This window comes from Pseudomonas viridiflava (assembly GCF_900184295.1).
GTDB lineage: Bacteria > Pseudomonadota > Gammaproteobacteria > Pseudomonadales > Pseudomonadaceae > Aquipseudomonas > Aquipseudomonas viridiflava.
In genome coordinates, this window is the sequence record NZ_LT855380.1 from 1,003,739 (window position 1) to 1,024,123 (window position 20,385).

A 20,385-nucleotide genomic window follows, 5' to 3' on the forward strand; every position below is an offset into this window, starting at 1 on the left:
GCATGAGAGCAACATCCAGGGGCTTTACGCTGATCGAACTCATGATCGTCGTGGCGATTGTCGGTATCCTTGCGGCGGTGGCTTACCCCAGTTACACCGAGTACGTGAGACGCACCCATCGCGCCGAAATTGCCAGCCTGCTGTCCGAGCAGACCCAGGCCCTGGAGCGCTTTTATTCCCGCAGCGGTACTTACGTAGGGGCTACGGGCCTGAGCACGGGAAACACGTATTACGGTATTGTCTCTACGCTGAACGCCTCCGATTTCACTCTGACGGCGACGCCCAACGGCAACGCGATGATGAATGGCGACAAGTGCGGCAGTTTCGTCATCAAGAACACGGGCGAGTACAGCAACACCGGCGCATCCAGCGGTGTGACGAAGAAAGACTGCTGGGGCCGATAACCCTTTTCAACTTGCCCAGAGAGCAAAATGCCCAAGCAACACGTAGTGATCGTCGGCGGTGGTGTGATCGGTTTGTTGACGGCCTTCAATCTGGCATCGTCGCATATGAGCGTTGTGCTGCTGGACAGGTCAGGCGTGGGGCTCGAGTCCTCGTGGGCGGGCGGGGGGATCGTCTCTCCGTTGTACCCCTGGCGCTACAGCCCGGCAGTGACCGCGCTGGCGCACTGGTCTCAGGATTTCTATCCGCATCTGGGGGAACGGCTTTTCAAGCAGACGGGTCTTGATCCGGAAGTTCATACCACCGGTTTGTACTGGCTGGACCTGGATGACGAACAGCAGGCGCTCGACTGGGCGGTACGGGAAAACCGGCCGCTGAGCAGTGTTGATATTTCAGCGGTGCATGATGCGGTGCCGGTGCTCGGGCAGGGGTATTCCCGGGCCATCCATATGGCTGACGTGGCCAATGTGCGTAACCCCAGACTGGTCAAATCCCTCAAGGCCGCCTTGCTGGCGATGCCGAATGTCGAGATTCGCGAGCAGTGCGAGGTCACTGGCTTCGTGCGTCGTCATGACAGAATCGAGGGCGTGAAGACGACGTCGGGCGATGTGCTCGCTGACCGGGTGATTCTTGCTGCGGGCGCCTGGAGTGGTGACCTGCTGAAACACCTTGGCCTGGAGCTGCCGGTCGAGCCCGTCAAAGGCCAGATGATCCTCTACAAGTGCGCGCCGGATTTCCTGCCCAGTATGGTGTTGGCGAAAGGGCGATACGCGATTCCTCGGCGTGACGGGCATATCCTGATTGGCAGCACGCTGGAGCACGCGGGTTTTGACAAGACCACGACTGATGTGGCGCTTGAAAGCCTCAAGGCCTCGGCTGTCGAGCTGATTCCAGCATTGGCGGACGCCGAGCCAGTTGCTCAGTGGGCGGGATTGCGTCCGGGTTCGCCGGAAGGCATTCCATTCATTGGCCCCGTGTCCGGCTTCGAAGGGCTGTGGCTCAACTGCGGTCATTACCGCAACGGCCTGGTGCTGGCGCCTGCGTCGTGCCAGTTGCTCGCTGATTTATTACTGGAGCATGAGCCGATCATTGATCCGGCGCCGTATGCACCGCAAGGGCGTATGACGCCCGCCCGGATATGAGCTGCGCTTTCGTCGATAAAATATAACTTGCTGGATAGACGCGGTTTTTGTGGGAGGCGGCTTGCCGGCGAAGCGGGTTTCCAGACGCCATATGGGTGACTGAACTGACGCCATCGCCGACAAGCCGCCTCTTATCAAACAACCTGTAAGCCACTGAAGAAACGCGGTTTTGTGGGAGCGGACTTGTCCGCGAAAAGGCCGGTACATCCGAAGCATATGCAGTGGCTGAAATACTGCTTTCGCGGACAAGTCCGCTCCCACAATCGGTATTCGCAGCGACACAGCACTGTGTCAGAGGCCAATGAACACCCGCGCCTTCCCGCTCAATCCAGTCCCAGCTTCTTCAACCGATAACGCATCGACCTGAATGACAGGCTCAGTCGCTGGGCCGCCGCTGTGCGGTTCCAGCGGGTTTCTTCCAGGGCCTGAAGAATCAGTTTGCGCTCGATGCCTTCCAGATAGTCTTCCAGATTGTCGATGTCGGCCAGGTTCGGGCCGTCGCTTTCCTGTGGTCTTGCAGACTCGGTCAGGCGCAGGTCGGACGCATGGATTTCGTCGTTCTCGCACAGCGTGTAGGCGCGCTCCAGCATGTTCTCCAGCTCACGAACGTTGCCGGGAAAACGATAGTTTTTCAGCGTATCCAGTGCCTGGGCGTCGAGTCTGGCGGCGGGCAGCCCGCTGTTGGTCGCCAGACGCTGCAGGACGATGGCGGCCAGTTGGTCGATGTCTTCACGACGCTCACGCAGCGACGGTACGCGCAACTCGATGACGTTCAATCGGTAATACAAATCCTGCCGGAAGCGTCCTGCGGCCACCTCTACGTTCAGGTCCTTATGGGTTGCACAGAGAATCCGTACATCCACCACCTGTTCCTGCTGGCCGCCGACGCTGCGGATGGACTTCTCCTGTATCGCGCGCAGCAGTTTGACCTGCATGGCCAGCGGCAGATCGGCCACCTCGTCCAGAAACAGCGTGCCGTTCTGCGCCGCCTGGAACAGCCCCGGCTTGTCTTCATGGGCACCGGTGAAGCTGCCTTTGCGATGCCCGAAGAATTCGCTTTCCATCAGGTCGGAAGGAATGGCGCCGCAGTTGACCGGCACGAAGGGTTTTTCTCCACGTGGGCCTTGTTCGTGAATCAACCTGGCCACCAGCTCCTTGCCGCTGCCGGACTCGCCGCTGATGTAAACGGGGGCCTGACTGCGCGCCAGTTTGGCGATCTGGCCGCGCAGTATGCGCATGGGCGGCGAGTCGCCCAGCAGGCGGTTGTCCAGAGCGCGTATAGGCTGCACGACGGGCGTAAGGCGCAGCGCGCTGTTGACCAGCTCACGCAGGCGACCGAGGTCCACCGGCTTGGTCAGGAAGTCGAACGCACCGGCCTTGAGCGCGTGGATAGCGGTGTCCAGACTGCCATGCGCGGTGATCATCGCCACCGGGACGTGAGCGAAGTTCTGCTGGATATGCTGCACCAGCTCCAGGCCGTTGCCATCCGGCAGGCGCATGTCCGTCAGGCACAGGTCGAATGCTTCTCGAGCCAGACACTGGCGTGCCTCGGCGACATTGCAGGCGCTGCGGGTGTCGAGCTTCATCCGGCCCAGAGTGATCTCCAGGAGTTCGCGAATGTCCGGCTCATCATCGACGATCAGGATCTTTTGCCGTGGGGTCATGTTCAGCTCGGTTTGAACGGGTGGGCGAAGGTAATCCGCATGCAACTGCCGCCGCCTTCCCGAGGGGCGTAGTCCAGGTGGGCCTGATTGCTTTCGCATAACTCGCGCGACAGGTAGAGGCCAAGGCCCGTCCCTTTGCTTTCGGTGGTGAAGAACGGTTCGAACAATCTGCTCAGGTGCTTCTCGCTGACGCCGGGGCCGTCATCCAGAACCTCTAGCGTCGGCAGATCGCTTTTGCGGTCGTGATACAGCCTCAGCAGCACCTGCGCGGTGGAGTGGTGCTGACGACTGTAGCGCAGGCCGTTCTGCAGCAGGTTGGTGACCACCTGATTCAACTGCTCGGGGTCCATGCGCGTGGTCAGCATGCCGACACCGATTTCGGTCTCGACCCGCTGGTCAGGCAGGGCGGTGCTGCGAAACTCCGCCACGAAGTTCTCCAGCCAGTTTTTCAGGTCAAGCAGTTCGCGCTGGGCTTCGCGTCGTCTGGACAGTTGCAGCACGTTCTCGATAACCAGATTGATCCGCCGTGACTGGTCATGAATGATCTGCCCCAGACGACGGTCCGGTGCTGTCAATTCTTCCGACTCGTTCAGCAATTGCGCTGCATGGCTGACCGCGCCGAGCGGGTTGCGGATTTCATGAGCGATGCCGGCGGTCAGGCGGCCCAGTGCGGCAAGCTTGAGCTGCTGTGCCTGATGGGCGACCTGCGACAGGTCCTCCAGGAAAATCAGGGTCTGCAACTGATCGCCTCGGTTGACCGCCGCAAAGCTGGGTTGCAGCTCTGGCCCGATGGCAGAAGTCGAGAGACTGCGTGGCACCATGACCGGGTTGATCAGCCAGTGGCGCAGGCGATCCACCAATTGCGGGCAGTAATGGTCGATCACTTCGCCGACCAGTTGCTCATGCCCGAGCAGGTTCAGCGCGCCCTGATTGGCCATCAGCACCTGACGGCGCGCATCCAGTACCAGAATGCCGGTGCGCATGCGTTGCAGAATCAGGGCGTTGAGTTCTTCGAGGTTATCGACATCGGCAGCCCGCTGCTTGGCCAGCACTTCGCTGTTCAGCATGCGCGCCGTGAGTGCCTGCACCAGCATGGCGGCCGCGAAGCACATGGCACCCAGTAGGCCAGCCTGCACGTAGTCGCTGGAAACCGATGGCGTCCCGAGGCTGATGTAGAAGGTCAGGTAGATGATGCCGATGGCCGAGACTGCCGCGATCAGCAGCCCGATGCGGCCACGCAACAGCACATTGCTGATCGCGACCGAGGCGATCAGCAGGTTGCCGATACCACTCGAAGGACCGCCTGCTGCGTAGAAAAGGCCAGACAGCATGATCGCGTCTGCCAGCGCCAGACTGAAGAGGTGAGACTGACGACTCGGCCGCTCCAGCAGCACCACTACCAGAATGTTGGACACCAGATACAGCCAGCAGCCTGCGCGAAACAGGTTCGGGTTGGCCATCTGCAACAGTTCGGTGTCCAGGCTGCTGGAAATCAGCGATACCAGCAGGACGCCGATGACGAGGCGATAAAGGTGATAAAGCCGCAGGATCCGTTGCGCTTGGGCACTGCCGAGCGAAAGGGGCTCAGCGGTCACGTGCCGCCGGGCCTTCTAGCCTGTGCGCCTCGCTGCAATACCATTGTTGTTCCTGGCTCAATGCTCGGTCACGAGGAAGATGAACGCCGCACTGGGCGCAACGCACCATGGGCGCTGCGGTGGTGTCGGGCGGTGCCGGACGTGATTTTGGTTTCGGGGGATTGAGCAGCCGCTTGATGAACCAGACCACCACCGCGATCAACGCGGCCCACATTAATAACCGAAGCATGACTACCAGCTTAGTGAGTTGAGTCTGCGCAGTGTAGCCAAGGAGCAGGCGGGCGGACAGAGGCGAATGCGCATAAAAAAAGAGGCCTTGCGAAGGCCTCTTTTTTCGTGAGCCGGGTTCGAATCAGTCGAACAGACCCAGTGTCATGTAGCTGAACCAGGAACGGCTCTTGGTGCCTTTCTCTTCGGCTTCTTTCTCGGCCTGTTCGTCCAGCTCTGCCTGGTTTTCCGGCAGCAGCTCTTTCGGGATGGCGTCCTTGGCTTCCTGATACTGCTTCTTGATGTCCTGATCGGCACGGGTTTCACCCGGTGGCAGCGGCGCACTGCCGCTGATCAGGCCCAGCGTCGCCTTGGACAGCCACGAACGGTTGTCCGCTTCGGCCTGACGAGGGGTGAACTCGCCGTTGTCCAGCTGCGGATGGTTCGGGTAGTTGGTTTTCAGGACTTCGAGGCTGGTCGCTGCCAGATCATCGAGGTGCAGACGCTGGTACGACTCGACCATGACGGCCAGGCCATCACCGACGGACGGCGTTTCCTGGAAGTTTTCGACCACATAACGACCGCGGTTGGCGGCGGCGACGTAGGCCTGACGGGTCAGGTAATAGTCAGCCACGTGAATTTCGTACGAAGCCAGCAGGTTGCGCAGGTAGATCATGCGCTGCTTGGCGTCGGGCGAATAACGGCTGTTCGGGAAGCGGCTGGTCAGTTGCGCGAACTCGTTGAACGAGTCGCGGGCAGCCCCCGGGTCACGCTTGGTCTGGTCCAGCGGCAGGAAGCGCGCCAGCAGGCCGACGTCCTGGTCGAACGAGGTCAGGCCCTTCATGTAGTAGGCGTAATCGACGTTCGGATGCTGAGGATGCAGACGAATGAAGCGCTCGGCGGCAGATTTCGCTGCTTCCGGTTCTCCGTTCTTGTAGTTGGAGTAGATCAGCTCAAGCTGGGCCTGGTCGGCGTAGCGACCGAACGGATAGCGAGATTCCAGCGCCTTGAGCTTCTCAGTGGCACTGTTATAGCTGTTATTGCCCAGGTCGGCCTGCGCCTGCTGGTACAGCTCGACTTCGCTGAGGTTTTCGTCGATGACTTCCTTCGACGAACAGGCCGCAGTCAATGCGAGGATGGCGATCAGCAGCAGGTGTTTCACTTGCATGGCGGCTTGCGTCCCTATAACGGCCTGCTGTCTTGGGCGGGGCCGTCCTGTTATGATGAGCGCCCCGCGATACCGGCGGGACAAAAGACGCCGTATTTAACCACAAGCGCGCTGCCGAAACCAAAGGCTAGCCGCCACCTAGTCTGGTCATGTCCGAAAATATAGAACTCCGCGCAGAGGTGCCGTCCGAATTGGGCGGTCAACGCCTCGATCAAGTCGCCGCACAATTATTCGCTGAGCACTCGCGCTCGCGCCTTTCCGCCTGGATCAAGGACGGCCGCCTGACTGTGGACGGTGGCGTTCTGCGCCCGCGTGACATCGTGCATGGTGGTGCCATTCTTGAACTGATTGCCGAGCAGGAGGCCCAGGGTGAATGGGTCGCTCAGGACATCGAGCTGGATATCGTCTACGAAGACGACCAGATTCTGGTCATCAACAAGCCTGCGGGCCTGGTGGTGCACCCGGCTGCCGGTCACGCCGACGGCACGCTGCTCAATGCCCTGCTGCACCACGTGCCGGACATCATCAATGTTCCGCGCGCCGGCATCGTGCACCGTCTGGACAAGGACACCACCGGTCTGATGGTGGTCGCCAAGACGATTCAGGCGCAGACCCAACTGGTCACCCAGTTGCAGAGTCGCAGCGTGAGCCGTATTTATGAATGCATCGTGATCGGTGTTGTGACCGCAGGCGGCAAGATCGACGCGCCGATCGGCCGTCACGGCCAGCAGCGTCAACGCATGGCGGTGATGGAAGGCGGCAAGCAGGCGGTGAGTCATTACCGTGTGCTGGAGCGCTTCCGTTCGCACACCCATGTGCGGGTCAAGCTGGAGACCGGCCGTACGCACCAGATTCGCGTGCACATGGCGCACATCAACTACCCGCTGGTCGGCGACCCTGCCTATGGTGGTCGTTTCCGCATTCCGCCTGCTGCCAGCCTGACCATGGTCGATTCGCTCAAGACCTTCCCGCGTCAGGCATTGCATGCGCGCTTCCTGGAGCTGGATCACCCGATCACTGGCAAGCGCATGAGCTGGGAATCGCCACTGCCTGACGACTTCGTCTGGCTGCTGTCGCTGCTCAAACAGGACCGCGAGGCGTTCATCGGGTGAATGACTGGCTGATACCTGACTGGCCCGCGCCAGCCCAGATCAAGTCTTGCGTCACCACCCGCTCGGGCGGGGCCAGTCAGGCTCCGTTCGATACCTTCAATCTCGGCGATCACGTTGACGACAGCCCACAGGCCGTTGCCAGCAATCGTTCTGCTCTGACCTCTACCCTCAACGTCCAGCCCGCCTGGTTACGCCAGGTGCATGGTGTGGTCGTTGCGCATGCGGATCCTTCGTGCGTCATGGAAGCCGATGCCAGCTGGACGGACACGCCCGGCGTCGCCTGCACCATCATGACCGCCGATTGCCTGCCCGCGCTGTTCTGTCGCCGTGACGGCACTCGGGTCGCTGCCGCGCATGCGGGTTGGCGTGGTCTGGCAGCAGGTGTTCTGGAGGCGACAGCCGACAGCCTGCAGGTTGCGCCTGAGGACGTGATGGTCTGGCTTGGCCCTGCAATCGGTCAGCCTTCGTTCGAAGTTGGGCCAGAGGTTCGCGAAGCCTTCGTCAGTCAGCATGCTGAAACCGCCGAAGCGTTCATCGCCAGTGCCAACGCCGGTCGATTCATGGCCGACATTTATACGCTGGCGCGCCTGCGGCTGGCGGCGCATGGCATCTCTTCTGTTTATGGTGGCGGGTTCGATACCTTCACCGATTCGCGCTTCTTCTCCTATCGCCGTGCAGCCCGTACCGGCCGATTTGCCTCGCTGATCTGGATCGATCACGCCTGACACTGCTCTTTTGCGCAAGCCAGCTAGGCTTGCCTGAGCGTGAGGCTGATCCACATCAATCGAGTCAGTCTTGAAACACGCAGAATTGCCCGCATCTATTGCGCATCCATAAGTGTTTCAGCAGGTTTTCGTCACAGGTGTGTTCATTGCTCCGGCCTGCTCTAAAGGAAGGTGACTATGCGTATCGACAGATTGACCAGCAAATTACAGTTAGCGTTATCAGATTCACAATCGCTGGCAGTGGGCCTCGACCACCCAGCCATTGAGCCTGCGCATTTGATGCAGGCATTGCTTGAACAACAGGGCGGCTCGATCAAGCCTCTGCTGCTGCAGGTAGGTTTCGACGTGAACAGCCTGCGCAAGGAATTGAGCAAAGAGCTCGATCAACTGCCAAAAATCCAGAACCCGACCGGCGACGTCAACATGTCGCAGGAACTGGCGCGCCTGCTCAATCAGGCTGATCGCCTGGCTCAGCAGAAGGGTGACCAGTTCATTTCCAGTGAACTGGTGCTGCTCGCCGCCATGGACGAGAACAGCAAGCTCGGCAAGTTGCTGCTGGGGCAGGGCGTCAGCAAGAAGGCGCTGGAAAATGCCATCAACAACCTGCGTGGCGGCGGGGCGGTCAACGACCCCAACGTCGAAGAGTCACGTCAGGCGCTGGACAAGTACACCGTTGACCTGACCAAGCGCGCCGAAGAAGGCAAGCTCGACCCAGTGATTGGCCGTGACGACGAGATCCGCCGCACGATTCAGGTTCTGCAACGCCGCACCAAGAACAACCCCGTGTTGATCGGCGAACCCGGCGTGGGCAAGACCGCCATTGCCGAAGGTCTGGCGCAACGCATCATCAACGGCGAAGTGCCTGATGGCCTGCGCGGCAAGCGTCTGCTGTCGCTGGACATGGGCGCGCTGATTGCGGGTGCCAAGTACCGTGGTGAGTTCGAAGAGCGCCTGAAGTCGCTGCTCAACGAGCTGTCCAAGCAGGAAGGCCAGATCATCCTGTTCATCGACGAACTGCACACCATGGTCGGCGCCGGCAAGGGCGAAGGTTCGATGGACGCGGGCAACATGCTCAAACCGGCGTTGGCGCGCGGCGAGCTGCATTGCGTGGGTGCGACCACGCTCAACGAGTATCGCCAATATATAGAGAAGGATGCAGCGCTTGAGCGACGCTTCCAGAAAGTGCTGGTGGACGAGCCGAGCGAAGAAGACACCATCGCGATTCTGCGTGGCCTGAAAGAGCGCTACGAAGTCCACCACAAGGTCGCTATCACCGATGGTGCGATCATCGCGGCGGCGAAGCTGAGCCATCGCTACATCACGGATCGTCAGCTGCCCGACAAGGCGATTGACCTGATCGACGAAGCCGCCAGCCGCATTCGGATGGAAATCGACTCCAAGCCGGAAGTGCTCGACCGTCTTGAGCGTCGCCTGATCCAGCTGAAAGTGGAAGCCCAGGCGCTCAAGAAAGAGAAGGACGAGGCGGCCATCAAGCGTCTGGACAAGCTTCAGGACGATATCCAGCGCCTGGAGCTGGAATATGCGGATCTGGAGGAAATCTGGACGTCTGAAAAAGCCGAAGTGACCGGCTCGGCGCAGATCCAGCAGAAAATCGAGCAGTCGCGTCAGGAGCTTGAAGCGGCACGCCGTCGTGGCGACCTGAACCGCATGGCTGAATTGCAGTACGGGATCATCCCGGACCTGGAACGCAGCCTGCAGATGGTCGATCAGCACGGTAAACCGGAGAACCAGTTGCTGCGCAGCAAAGTGACCGAGGAAGAAATCGCCGAAGTCGTGTCCAAGTGGACCGGTATCCCGGTTTCCAAGATGCTGGAAGGCGAGCGCGAAAAACTGTTGAAGATGGAAACCCTGTTGCACAACCGGGTGATCGGTCAGGAAGAGGCCGTGGTCGCTGTGTCGAACGCCGTGCGCCGTTCGCGTGCGGGCTTGTCCGACCCGAACCGTCCAAGCGGTTCGTTTATGTTCCTCGGCCCGACCGGCGTGGGCAAGACCGAACTGTGCAAGGCGCTGGCCGAGTTCCTGTTCGACACCGAAGAGGCCATGGTGCGGATCGACATGTCCGAGTTCATGGAGAAGCATTCTGTGGCGCGGCTCATCGGTGCGCCACCGGGTTATGTCGGTTACGAGGAAGGCGGTTACCTGACCGAGGCCGTACGTCGCAAACCGTATTCGGTGATCCTGCTCGACGAGGTCGAGAAGGCGCACTCAGATGTGTTCAACATTCTGTTGCAGGTGCTGGAAGACGGCCGTCTGACCGACAGCCATGGCCGTACGGTGGATTTCCGCAATACCGTGATCGTCATGACCTCCAACCTGGGTTCGGCGCAGATTCAGGAGCTGGTGGGGGATCGCGAGGCGCAGCGTGCAGCGGTGATGGATGCTGTCAGTACGCACTTCCGGCCGGAGTTCATCAACCGTATCGACGAAGTGGTGATCTTCGAGCCGTTGGCGCGTGATCAGATTGCCGGTATCACCGACATCCAGCTGGATCGCCTGCGCAAGCGTCTGACCGAGCGCGAGCTTTCTCTGACGCTGAGCCCTGAGGCGCTGGACAAGCTGATTGCCGTTGGCTACGACCCTGTCTATGGCGCACGCCCACTGAAGCGTGCGATTCAGCGCTGGATCGAAAACCCGCTGGCGCAGCTCATCCTGTCGGGCAGCTTCGTACCCGGCACCGGCATCACTGGTCGGGTAGTCGACGACGAGATCGTGTTTGCCTGATCAGGCCTGTTGCCTTATAAAGGAGGGCTGCCCGAGTGGGAGCCTTTTTGTTGAGGGTGATGTGCGCAGCAAAATCAGCCCTGAAAGGCGATCTGAAAAAAAATCGCAAATCATTGTCTTAAAAAGCAATTTAGAGGGTTGACAGGTGTTTTTAAAATTGTAGAATAGCGCGCCTCAGAGACGTGAACGCAACGATACAAACGAAGCGCAAACGTCATTGAGATTGAAATCAAAGAGTTAACAGCGATGTGATTTCAATGCGGCAAGTGGTAACGTTGAATCTGAAATCGATAGTTCCGCGATAGCTCAGTTGGTAGAGCAAGTGACTGTTAATCACTGGGTCCCTGGTTCGAGTCCAGGTCGTGGAGCCAGATTTCGCAAGGTTCAATGATGTTTCAGTCGGGGTATAGCGCAGTCCGGTAGCGCGCCTGCTTTGGGAGCAGGATGTCAGGAGTTCGAATCCCCTTACCCCGACCATATTTGGGTCGTTAGCTCAGTTGGTAGAGCAGTTGGCTTTTAACCAATTGGTCGTAGGTTCGAATCCCACACGACCCACCATTTTTGGCTAGTTTGTATCTGGCTGGATCTTAGGGAGTGATGCCACAAGCATCATCCAAATAAAAAGCGCCTCTTACGAGGTGCTTTTTAGCATCATCGGGGTATAGCGCAGTCCGGTAGCGCGCCTGCTTTGGGAGCAGGATGTCAGGAGTTCGAATCCCCTTACCCCGACCATTTTCGCCCGGCTGTATCAGGGTTGAAGATCAGGACTCAAGAACAGTGGTCTTGAGTCCAACAAAAAAGGCGTCCTTCGGGACGCCTTTTTTGTTTCTCAGTAAAAATGGTCTGGTTGCCTCAGCCGCTGGCCAACTCTCCCAGGCGACGCCCCCACAAGCGCCAGCGCTTTGGTGAGGCCGTCGTCCTCTCAGAAAAATCCTGTCGTGTTAGTGCGGCACGGAATCCAGCCCGGTCGACTGCACAGCCGGTTGCGCCTTGGGTGACGACAGGTAAGCGAGCAGTGCTTTTGCCTGCTTCGGATGATCTGCATTGACCGGAATGCCCGCGGCGTAGCGAGTCACCGATTGCACATCCTCTGGAATTTTGGCGACGAAGGCTGCGCCCGGTACAGGCATCAATTCGGCGACCTGCTGGAAGCCAATTTCGTAGTCGCCCTTGGCAACCACTGACGCGACGGGAATGCGCTCGATCATTTTGCTTTTTGGCACGAGCTGCTCCTGGATACCCAGTTTCTTGAACAGCTCTTTCTCGATATAAACCCCGCTCGCGCTGTCCGAGTACGCGACAGATTTGGCATTCAGAAGCACTTGTTTCAGTTCGGCATCAGTGCTGATGGACGGCTTTGGCGCACCTGCCTTGACTGACATCCCGATGCGCGAATCAGCCAGCTCCACGCGTGAGGCAGGGTCGACTTTGCCCTGCTTGATCAGCTCATCCAGCGCATAGCCCACCATGATGACCACGTCGGCGTGCTCGCCACGCGCCAGTCGGTTGGGAATGGCTTCGGGTGCCTTGCCCATCGAAGGGCCGAGGATCGTTGTCAGCGTGTCGCCGCTTGAGGCCGTGTATTGAGGACCCAGCAACGTGTATGCGGCGGTAAAGCCGCCAGAGGTCATCACGTTGAGTGCTTCGGCCTGAGCGGTTGCACTGAAAGCAGCACATGCAGCGAAAAGCATCGTGAGGTGACGTGTAGGGAGCAATTTCATCTCTTATTCGTCTCGATAACAAAGAGGAAGGTTATTCTGGACAGGCAGTGAATCGCCAGTCAGAGCGTTTGAGTGGTCAGGATCAGAGCATGGCCAATGCCCCCGCCAACCCTGGCAGCAGCTCGAGCTCAACCAGAGATCCCTCTGACCTGGAGTGCTCGGTCCATTCGATGAGGTGTCTGCCGTGCAGCTTTAAGAGTGCTTCGTGCTGGCACCAGGCGTTGGCCAACGCGAGGTTGCGTGCCCCTTCAGGCGTTTCCTGCAATCGGTGCGTCACCGTCGGGCCGAGGTAATCCCTTGCTACGGTCTGCCAGTCCGGCACGTTCTGTACAGTCATCACATCGACCCCCACCAGACCACTCAGGTTCACTGCGGCGACTGAAAGCCCGGTCTCATGGCTGAACGACAGGCCCGGCTCCTTCAGGCCTTCGATCCATAATCGAGGAGGGTGGCCGGGAGTGCTGGCCAGCGTAATTGCATCGTGCGGCAATCCCAGCCATTGGGCGAGGCATTGACGCAAGTGGCCGCGAATACGGGCTCTTGCGTCTGCTCTTGAAGCGCTGGGCTCGACCAGAGTGCTGACCAACAGCACCTGTTCGCAGTGTCTTCGACGGGGCAGATGGTCGGGCTGCGGGTGAGCGAACCAGCCTTTGCTCTTGAAAGCGCCGGCCGGCAAGTGACTCATGCCTTGGCAGGCGCCGCCGGACACCCCGCCCAACGGCTGAGCGCGGGGATGTTTTCGCCTTTCATGACCAGCGTCAGCGAGCCCAGGTGGGCGTCGTTGCCTACGTCTGCGCTGTAAAGCACGGCGCTGCGTGGTCCCATGTACACCCGCTCGCCGATGTTCACCTGGTCGATTTTCATCACCCGGTCTTCGAACAGGTGGGTCTGCGGGCAGGCACCGGCATTCAGTTCACTGTCCGCGCCAATGTTCACGCAGTCGAATTCAGTAATGTCGGTCGTGTCCATGTAAACGCCTCGGCCAATCCTGCAGCCGAGCAGGTTAAAGGCCAGCGGCAGCCATGGCGTGCCTCGCAGGTACCGCATGAAGTGCGGCGCTGCCATGCCCTCGTAAAGACTGGTGATCCCTTCGGACAGCCAGACAAACGGAGTCCACATTGGCGTGGCACGCTTTTGGTACCTGCCGATGAGCAGCCACTTCAAACCAGCTACCAGTAAAAAGTTGCCCACGCTGTAAGCCAGACCGATCAGCGCCAGATAGACCATAACGGCGCCCCATCGGCCTTGTTCGGTGAGGGGCATCAGGTCCAGCATGACGGTGTAGCCGACGGCAATCATCACGGCATTTGGCGTAACGATACGAATACCCTCGATCAAACCTCGCGCCAGACGTCGAAGTACCGAGGGCTTGAACGTCAGCGACTCGGGATAACCACTGGCCTGCTCGCGCGCGGGCAGGTTGATCGGTGGCGAGCCGAGCCAGGTGTCGCCATCTGCCAGTTCATTGTTGGGCGGCGTGCTTGAGTGAACGCCGATCAGCACGTTCTCGGGCAGCACGGTGCCGTCCGCGATGTAACTGCCATTGCCGACAAAACTGCGGTTGGAGATCACGGTCGGCTGCAGGGTCATCCAGCCGCCGTCGATGCGTTCGTCACCCAGCATCACGGCATCGGCGATGAAGGTTTCATCACCCAGGGTCAGCATGTCGGGGATCACACCCTGAGCGCTGGAGATTTCAGCGTTACGCCCGACCTTTGCGCCCAACAGCCTGTACCAGAAAGGCGCGTACACCGTTGCGTAGATGCCGGAAAGCACGTTAAGGCTCGCCTCCTGAATGTGGCTGATCAGCCATTTGGCGCAATAGGTGTTGCTGTGTACGGCGTAGCGTCCCGGCTTGAGTCGGGGCAGGGCAATCCAGCGCAAGGCAGCCGATGCGAGTGCCGTCGCGACAATCAGCACTGCGCTCGCCGGAAAGGCCAGCATGAAGTACCGGGCGAGTTGGCTGCCTACGCTGGTGCCTGCCAGCCAGGGCAATACGTGCTGTGCGTCAAACCAGTCCATCAAGAAAAAGGTGGGGAAAACCGGAATGAAAAACAGCGTAGCGATCAACAGAATGCCTGCTGTGAAGAACAGCGTTTCTGCGCGCAGACGGTTTTTACTCACGGCAGGCCGCTGAGGTTGGTGCCGGGTGTCGAACGAGCCGACATCGCGCGCCGGTGAGCCCTGCCAAATACGACCTGCGGACACTTCGCGGCCTTCTGCCAGTGCAGACTGTGACTCCAGATGACCCAGTGGGCCCACGCCGGTATTGCCTTCCATGATCACGTAGGACCCGACGCAGGCGTTGGCCTGCAACGTGATCTGGCCCAGATGCAACTGGCCGCGTTCGACGCGTGCATTTTCAAAGCTGACGCCGTTGCCGACGCTGACACCGTCATCGAGCTGCAACAGGTCGGGGCTGCGTACTACCGCGCCGCCAATGATCACGTCACGCCCGATCCTTGCACCCAGCGCACGCAGCCATGCCGGGTAGAGTGACGACCCGCTCAACAGGTAGGTCGGTGCCGACTCGACCATGCGATCGGCGGCCCACCAGCGAAAGTAGGTCATGCCCCACAGCGGGTAGACGCCGGGTTTGAGGCGGCCGGCGATCAGCCATTTGCCTGACAGCGCGATCATGAACTGCAGAACGGTGGCGATCAGGAATACCACGACCGACGCGAGCGTGGCCAAGGCGACGGAGTCGTCCGGTGAACCGGTCAGGTAGTGATACGTGAAGAATGGCGCGAGCCACTGTGACATGCGCAGGCTGACCATCACCGGTAGCGCCAGTGCCTGCGCTACGCCGCAGCGCCAGCGTCGCCAGGCTGAAGGTGGCGTCCATGGCGCGTATTCAACGCTGGCTTGAGGCGTCTGTTCGAGAACGGCAGCGATGGCGTCGACCCGCCGCTGTTGATAGATGTCGCGCACGGTAATGTGCGCGAAGCGCGGGTCGGCGCGCAGTGCGGAGGCCAGTCGGGCGGCAAAAAAGGAATGCCCGCCCAGATCGGTAAAAAAGTCGGCATGCCGACGGATCGGCACGCCTGGAAACAACGCGGCCAACGCTGCGAAAAGCGCAACTTCGCCGGGCGTTTCAGCGACATCGGATTCGGCTCCGGCATCATCGACTTTCAACGGACGCGCCTTGAGCGCCTTGCGATCGATCTTGCCGGACATCAGGCGCGGCATGGACTCGAGCAGCTCGAACTGATTCGGCACCATGTAGGGCGGAAGCTGTGCCTGCAGCGCCTTGCGCAGACGGCTCGTGAATGCGGCTGGCGGCGCATCGTCACACACCACATAAGCGACCAGTTGATCGAGCCCGTTATCGTTGCGCAACAGCACGGCTACAGTGCCAACGCCGGGTTCCTGCGCCATCAAGGCTTCTATCTCACCGAGTTCGACACGAAAACCGCGAATCTTGACCTGATCATCCGCACGACCCAGGCAATGCACCTGCCCTTCATGGTCAATACGCGCCAGATCCCCGGTGCGATACAGGCGGGCGTCATGATGGCCGATGGACCACGGGTTGGGGAGGAACCTGTCCCGGGTCAGGTCCGGGCGCCCGAGATAACCTTCGGCAACACCGGGACCGATGATGCACAGCTCGCCGGTCTGTCCGCGTGGCAACAGCGTGGGCGGGTGTTCGCTGCCAACCTGTGAATCATGGGCGATGATCAGCAGGCCGTAGTTGGGCAGCGGCTGGCCTATATTGACCGGGCGGCCGGGCGACATTCGCGCCAGACTGGCGGACACCGTGGCTTCGGTGGGGCCGTAGGTGTTGAACATCTGCCGGTCCGGTTTTGACCAGCGATCCACCAGCGACTCGGGGCACATTTCGCCGCCCAGATTGATCAGCCGCAGACTCGGTACGTCTTCGCTGAACAGGGCCAGTAACGTCGGCACCGCATGCAAAACGGTGATCTGCTGTTCATTCAGCAGGCGCGGCAGGGTCTCGGGATCGCCACTGGTTTCCTTGGGACCAATCCATAGGGTTGCGCCTACCAGATAGCCAATCCAGATTTCCTCGAACGACATGTCGAACGCGACCGAGAAGCCCTGGTAGATGCGGTCGCTCGCACGGATGCCGAGTACCGCGTTTTCGCTGCGCAGGAAGTGGCAGATGCTGCGCTGGGAAATCACGATGCCCTTGGGCTTGCCTGTAGAGCCTGAGGTGTAGATGATGTAGGCCGGATGATCCGGCAAAGCGCCGCTGCGGCGCATCGGGGCTGAATCGGTTGGCATCAGCAACGCTTCTGCAGTCCATGCGGTCAGCCCGGTATCACGCAACAGGATGCCAAGGGATTGATTGCAGACCACACCTGTCGCGCCAGCGTCCTCGATGCAGATTTGCAGGCGATCCACTGGGGTGTCCAGGTCGAGCGGCAGCCAGGCGGCACCGGTCTTGGCAATGCCGGCCTGCATCACCAGCAGCTCAATGCCTCGCGGCAACCAGAGTCCGACGATATGGCCAGGCTTTACGCCTGCCTGAATCAAAGCCGACGCCACCTGATCGGCCTGCCGGTTCAGTTCACGGTAGGTGAGCCGACGCTCGCCAAAAATGAGCGCTATCTGCTCGGGGTGTTGCTGCGACGTGGCTTCGAGTATATCGGCCAGCACTTCCTCGCGCAGCAACTCCGGTTGCATCGGGCCGTACATCACATCCAGCAAGGGCTCGTTCTGGAAAGTCTTCAACGGGTTCATGTTGTTCATGGCAGCAGGTCGTTCGCTCGTCTGAAAAGATGCCCGTGAGGGGCTTGTCGTTATGAGCACAGAGGCGGATCAACCAGAATGTGAGGTGCGTCGTGTAGGGCCAAGCGTCCGGCGTGTGTCAGATTTGATACATTTTGGCCGGACCGCTTCGATGGCAACAGAACATGCTGGCCAGGCAAATATGGCAAGCACTGGCTGTACGCAGCTTGAACGGTGTGGTGAAGGTGAGGGGAGAAGAAGAGGCGGGTAAGGTCAGCCTTGAATCGGTGATTCAGGCCCGGAAGTTCTGTTCAGGAGGCGCTGCTGGACACGGGGGGACTTCTGGGAGGGCATGCCGATGCAGAACATCGGCATGCCCGATCACGACCCGTTAGTGCAGCTTCATCCGTGGCTCGGTGCCTTTGCCGATCCGGCTGCCCAGCATCAGCATCAGCGTGCGGAACATGCCGTAAAGCGCCATTTGGTGCATGCGGTACAGCGACACGTAAAACATCCGCGCCAGCCAGCCTTCGAGCATGACACTGCCTGTCAGGTTGCCCATCAAATTGCCCACGGCCGAGAAGCTGGACAGGGAGATCAGCGAGCCGTAGTCCTTGTAGGTGTATTCCGGCAGCGTCTTGCCTTCGATCCGCAGACGCAGGGATTTGACCAGCAATGACGCCTGCTGGTGTGCAGCCTGGGCGCGAGGCGGGACATTGCGGTCGGTGCCTTTTTGCGGGCAGGCGGCGCAGTCGCCGAAGGCAAAGATGTTTTCGTCGCGAGTGGTTTGCAGGGTCGGCAACACCTGCAGCTGGTTGATGCGGTTGCTTTCCAGCCCATCCAGTTCGTGGAGGAACGCCGGGGCACGAATGCCCGCCGCCCAGACTTTCAGGGTTGCAGGAATGACTTCACCGGTTGCCGTGATCAGGCTGTCGGCCGTGACTTCGCTCACGGCAGCGCTGGTCAGCACCGTCACGCCGAGCTTGTTCAGGGTCTTGTGGACCGGACTACCGATGCGCTCGGGCAGCGCCGGCAGAACACGCGGGCCTGCTTCGATCACGGTGATGCGCAGGTTTTCCGGCTTGATCTGACCCAGCCCGTAAGCGGCCAGTTCGTGGGCTGCGTTGTGCAACTCGGCCGCCAACTCAACGCCTGTCGCACCGGCTCCGACTATGGCAACCGTGATTTCCTGGGCAGCGTCCGCCTGACCGGCATGCGCACGCAGGTAGTGGTTGAGCAGTTGTTGGTGGAAACGCTCGGCCTGCTTGCGTGTGTCGAGAAACAGACAGTGTTCCGCCGCGCCCTTGGTGCCGAAATCGTTGGTGGTGCTGCCCACTGCCAGGACCAGTGAGTCGTAATCCAGGCTGCGTGCCGGGACCAGTTCGGCACCGTTTTCATCCAGTGTAGCGGCCAGATGCACCTGTTTAACGGTGCGGTCAAGACCGGTCATGCGCCCCAGCTGGAACTGAAAGTTGTTCCATTTGGCTTGCGCCACGTAGTTGAGCTCGTCTTCGTACGAGTTCAATGAGCCGGCCGCCACTTCGTGCAGCAGCGGCTTCCAGATGTGGGTGAGGTTGGCGTCCACCAGCGTGACGCTGGCCGTGCCTTTCTTGCCCAGGGTTTTACCCAGACGGGTAGCCAGCTCCAGACCGCCAGCGCCTCCACCAACGATGACAATACGATGAGTCATAAGGATTACTCAGAAGGTTTAAGGAATTCGGGAGGAGCTCGATCTTCGCGAGCGCAAGGCAGCTCATAGCGTCAGATGGCTCAGAAAACGGCTCAGCAGGCCCAGTCCGATGACCACGACCACCAGCATGATCAGGAGCAGCCAAGGCCGGAAAGGCCTGCGCTCGACTTGGTGCTGGGGCGTCTGAAGGTATTCTTCGACACGCCGTTGGTCGTCCGGGTTCAGACGGCTGCTCATTTTATGTCTCGTCTTACGTTTCGTTTCGCGCGTACTGCCTGGCAGGAGGCCATGAATCGGTGCTTTCCAGCGGTTCGACCTGAAGCGTGTCGTCCAGCCGGATGATTCCGCTTTGTATCACTCGGGCGGTAATTCCGCCATGCCCGCGCACCGCCTGAAAGGTCCCATGGCCGAGCCGTTGCTCAAGGCGTGCGCAAGGCTGACACCAGCCCGTGGTCTCGAAAATCGCCTGGCCGATCCTGAAACGCCGTCCCTTCAGGCTGAACAGATTGATGCCGCTGATCGCCAGGTTACGGCGCAGGTCCTGAGGCACGATGGGATTTTCCGCCGACCTGTCCAGAAGAGAGCTGACCACAGCCAGATGTTCCCACTGAATCAGCGTGACCTGCCGGGCGTTACGCGGCCCAGGGCGCGAGTGGTCACCGGTCAGGCCGGCTTCGCGGCGCGCTTCTACGGCATCCAGTTCTAACATGTCGACACGTGATTCGGGGCGCACGCCAATCCAGCGCACACGACCGTGCTGCGGGACGTCGGCCAGCAGTTCCTGTAACGGGCTCATAAACTGATTCCAACATCGAAAACGACACTGCGGCCCAGATTGGTACGCAGAAAGTCCGGAGCATCCGGGTGCGCGAACAATACACGGGCAAAGGTCGGCCCCACCAGTGACAGCGAGCGCCAGCCTTGACGCAGGTACTCGGTGGGCGGCGGGAAATGGCTGTTGAGGTCCAGCACTTCGCGCTTGAGGCTGGCGAAGGCAATGATGTCCAGCTCGCCGAGGTCCAGGCCCCGTTCGCGGTAGTTGTGGGATTTCTTGCGCAGGGTAGGGGCGAGGCGTCGCAGCAGTTCGGAGGCCGGGATGCGCTTGGGCTTGGCCTCACGGCGCACCAGCTGGCTCAGGGAGAAGGCACTGCGTCGTCGCTCCAGCTCCTCGCGCCACTCGTCATTGAGACGGCGACCCTCGTCGAGCACGAAAAACACCTCGAAGCACGCATCACGAAACAGCACGTCCGGCGGCTCCTGGCCAGCAGGCGTGAAGTCTTCGTTGCGATGCGGGATGTTCAGGCCCTGCAGCAGGCGCTGACAAACCCACCGCTCACGCTCCCACTTTCGCGCATTGGAAAGAAAGGCGTTGGCTTGTTCGGCCTGGATCGTCAACAGGCGTAAGTAGTCTGAGTCATCCATAGGCCCAAGCTTAGCGTTCTAATCGCTGTCACTGGAAGAGAGAATGTCTGGGTGTAAACTGGCTTTCATTTTGACCGGCCGTAACCGCCCTTTGGCAAAC

At 60.1% G+C, this 20,385-nt stretch carries 16 protein-coding genes and 4 tRNA genes; 9 read left to right on the forward strand and 11 right to left on the reverse strand.

Features of this window, described 5'->3' with window-relative positions:
- The first annotated feature begins 2 nt into the window (after positions 1–2).
- Both CFBP1590_RS04845 and thiO read left to right on the forward strand, forming a co-directional pair.
- Positions 3–404, forward strand: a complete 402-nt coding sequence (locus CFBP1590_RS04845) for a type IV pilin protein (protein WP_088234567.1) — start codon at positions 3–5, stop codon at positions 402–404.
- A 27-nt stretch (positions 405–431) separates the two neighbouring features.
- Complete coding sequence (gene thiO / locus CFBP1590_RS04850) at positions 432–1,544, forward strand: glycine oxidase ThiO (protein ID WP_088234568.1); 1,113 nt, start codon at positions 432–434, stop codon at positions 1,542–1,544.
- Positions 1,545–1,867: 323 nt separating this feature from the next.
- Here the strand turns inward: thiO and CFBP1590_RS04855 are convergent, their stop codons facing one another.
- The 4 genes from CFBP1590_RS04855 to CFBP1590_RS04870 all read right to left on the reverse strand — a co-directional run bounded on the left by CFBP1590_RS04855 (position 1,868) and on the right by CFBP1590_RS04870 (position 6,178).
- Entirely contained in the window at positions 1,868–3,208 is a 1,341-nt protein-coding gene (locus CFBP1590_RS04855; RefSeq protein WP_088234569.1) for a sigma-54-dependent transcriptional regulator, read from the reverse strand.
- A 2-nt stretch (positions 3,209–3,210) separates the two neighbouring features.
- Positions 3,211–4,803, reverse strand: a complete 1,593-nt coding sequence (locus CFBP1590_RS04860) for a sensor histidine kinase (RefSeq protein ID WP_088234570.1) — start codon at positions 4,801–4,803, stop codon at positions 3,211–3,213.
- Entirely contained in the window at positions 4,793–5,032 is a 240-nt protein-coding gene (locus tag CFBP1590_RS04865; protein WP_080665289.1) for a PP0621 family protein, read from the reverse strand. The genes CFBP1590_RS04860 and CFBP1590_RS04865 overlap by 11 nt, the downstream gene beginning before the upstream one ends.
- A gap of 123 nt (positions 5,033–5,155) precedes the next feature.
- A complete protein-coding gene (locus tag CFBP1590_RS04870) occupies positions 5,156–6,178 on the reverse strand; it encodes an outer membrane protein assembly factor BamD (protein WP_004884073.1) in 1,023 nt (340 codons plus the stop codon).
- 149 nt (positions 6,179–6,327) lie between these two features.
- Here CFBP1590_RS04870 and rluD point away from each other — a divergent pair, with 149 nt between their 5' ends.
- From rluD to CFBP1590_RS04905, 7 genes are all read left to right on the forward strand, one after another.
- Entirely contained in the window at positions 6,328–7,290 is a 963-nt protein-coding gene (rluD, locus tag CFBP1590_RS04875) for a 23S rRNA pseudouridine(1911/1915/1917) synthase RluD (protein ID WP_004884074.1), read from the forward strand.
- A complete protein-coding gene (pgeF, locus tag CFBP1590_RS04880) occupies positions 7,287–8,015 on the forward strand; it encodes a peptidoglycan editing factor PgeF (RefSeq protein WP_088234571.1) in 729 nt (242 codons plus the stop codon). The genes rluD and pgeF overlap by 4 nt, the downstream gene beginning before the upstream one ends.
- Positions 8,016–8,192: 177 nt before the next feature.
- Positions 8,193–10,757, forward strand: coding sequence for an ATP-dependent chaperone ClpB (clpB, locus tag CFBP1590_RS04885; protein ID WP_004884076.1), 2,565 nt, complete (start codon positions 8,193–8,195; stop codon positions 10,755–10,757).
- A 295-nt stretch (positions 10,758–11,052) separates the two neighbouring features.
- Positions 11,053–11,128 (forward strand) — tRNA-Asn (locus CFBP1590_RS04890).
- Positions 11,129–11,157: 29 nt separating this feature from the next.
- Positions 11,158–11,234, forward strand: a tRNA-Pro gene (locus CFBP1590_RS04895).
- A 5-nt stretch (positions 11,235–11,239) separates the two neighbouring features.
- A tRNA-Lys gene (locus CFBP1590_RS04900) sits at positions 11,240–11,315 on the forward strand.
- 97 nt (positions 11,316–11,412) lie between these two features.
- Positions 11,413–11,489, forward strand: a tRNA-Pro gene (locus tag CFBP1590_RS04905).
- Positions 11,490–11,698: 209 nt separating this feature from the next.
- Here CFBP1590_RS04905 and CFBP1590_RS04910 read toward each other — a convergent pair.
- The 7 genes from CFBP1590_RS04910 to CFBP1590_RS04940 form a co-directional block, all read right to left on the reverse strand.
- Complete coding sequence (locus tag CFBP1590_RS04910) at positions 11,699–12,478, reverse strand: substrate-binding domain-containing protein (protein WP_088234572.1); 780 nt, start codon at positions 12,476–12,478, stop codon at positions 11,699–11,701.
- Positions 12,479–12,560: 82 nt separating this feature from the next.
- A complete protein-coding gene (locus CFBP1590_RS04915) occupies positions 12,561–13,163 on the reverse strand; it encodes a 4'-phosphopantetheinyl transferase family protein (RefSeq protein ID WP_050575459.1) in 603 nt (200 codons plus the stop codon).
- The gene (locus CFBP1590_RS04920; RefSeq protein ID WP_088234573.1) at positions 13,160–17,194 is read right to left on the reverse strand and encodes a Pls/PosA family non-ribosomal peptide synthetase; all 4,035 of its coding nucleotides are present in this window, start codon (positions 17,192–17,194) and stop codon (positions 13,160–13,162) included. The genes CFBP1590_RS04915 and CFBP1590_RS04920 overlap by 4 nt, the downstream gene beginning before the upstream one ends.
- A gap of 370 nt (positions 17,195–17,564) precedes the next feature.
- Positions 17,565–18,863: an NAD(P)/FAD-dependent oxidoreductase gene (locus CFBP1590_RS04925; RefSeq protein WP_088234574.1), complete on the reverse strand. Its 1,299-nt coding sequence runs from the start codon at positions 18,861–18,863 to the stop codon at positions 17,565–17,567.
- Between the two features lie 63 nt (positions 18,864–18,926).
- Positions 18,927–19,100 (reverse strand): DUF3094 family protein, encoded by a 174-nt coding sequence (locus CFBP1590_RS04930; RefSeq protein ID WP_004884089.1) that lies wholly within the window; start codon positions 19,098–19,100, stop codon positions 18,927–18,929.
- A gap of 13 nt (positions 19,101–19,113) precedes the next feature.
- The gene (locus CFBP1590_RS04935) at positions 19,114–19,659 is read right to left on the reverse strand and encodes an MOSC domain-containing protein (protein WP_088234575.1); all 546 of its coding nucleotides are present in this window, start codon (positions 19,657–19,659) and stop codon (positions 19,114–19,116) included.
- A complete protein-coding gene (locus CFBP1590_RS04940) occupies positions 19,656–20,285 on the reverse strand; it encodes a DUF1780 domain-containing protein (RefSeq protein ID WP_004884092.1) in 630 nt (209 codons plus the stop codon). The genes CFBP1590_RS04935 and CFBP1590_RS04940 overlap by 4 nt, the downstream gene beginning before the upstream one ends.
- Positions 20,286–20,385 lie beyond the last annotated feature (100 nt).

Coding starts and splice junctions, on each gene's coding strand:
- CFBP1590_RS04940 (WP_004884092.1), bottom strand. CDS start 20,285: ATGGATGACTCAGACTACTTACGCCTGTTGACGATCCAGGCCGAACAA.
- CFBP1590_RS04915 (WP_050575459.1), bottom strand. CDS start 13,163: ATGAGTCACTTGCCGGCCGGCGCTTTCAAGAGCAAAGGCTGGTTCGCT.
- CFBP1590_RS04935 (WP_088234575.1), bottom strand. CDS start 19,659: ATGAGCCCGTTACAGGAACTGCTGGCCGACGTCCCGCAGCACGGTCGT.
- CFBP1590_RS04870 (WP_004884073.1), bottom strand. CDS start 6,178: ATGCAAGTGAAACACCTGCTGCTGATCGCCATCCTCGCATTGACTGCG.
- CFBP1590_RS04845 (WP_088234567.1), top strand. CDS start 3: ATGAGAGCAACATCCAGGGGCTTTACGCTGATCGAACTCATGATCGTC.
- CFBP1590_RS04925 (WP_088234574.1), bottom strand. CDS start 18,863: ATGACTCATCGTATTGTCATCGTTGGTGGAGGCGCTGGCGGTCTGGAG.
- thiO (WP_088234568.1), top strand. CDS start 432: ATGCCCAAGCAACACGTAGTGATCGTCGGCGGTGGTGTGATCGGTTTG.
- rluD (WP_004884074.1), top strand. CDS start 6,328: ATGTCCGAAAATATAGAACTCCGCGCAGAGGTGCCGTCCGAATTGGGC.
- CFBP1590_RS04865 (WP_080665289.1), bottom strand. CDS start 5,032: ATGCTTCGGTTATTAATGTGGGCCGCGTTGATCGCGGTGGTGGTCTGG.
- clpB (WP_004884076.1), top strand. CDS start 8,193: ATGCGTATCGACAGATTGACCAGCAAATTACAGTTAGCGTTATCAGAT.
- CFBP1590_RS04920 (WP_088234573.1), bottom strand. CDS start 17,194: ATGAACAACATGAACCCGTTGAAGACTTTCCAGAACGAGCCCTTGCTG.
- CFBP1590_RS04930 (WP_004884089.1), bottom strand. CDS start 19,100: ATGAGCAGCCGTCTGAACCCGGACGACCAACGGCGTGTCGAAGAATAC.
- CFBP1590_RS04855 (WP_088234569.1), bottom strand. CDS start 3,208: ATGACCCCACGGCAAAAGATCCTGATCGTCGATGATGAGCCGGACATT.
- CFBP1590_RS04910 (WP_088234572.1), bottom strand. CDS start 12,478: ATGAAATTGCTCCCTACACGTCACCTCACGATGCTTTTCGCTGCATGT.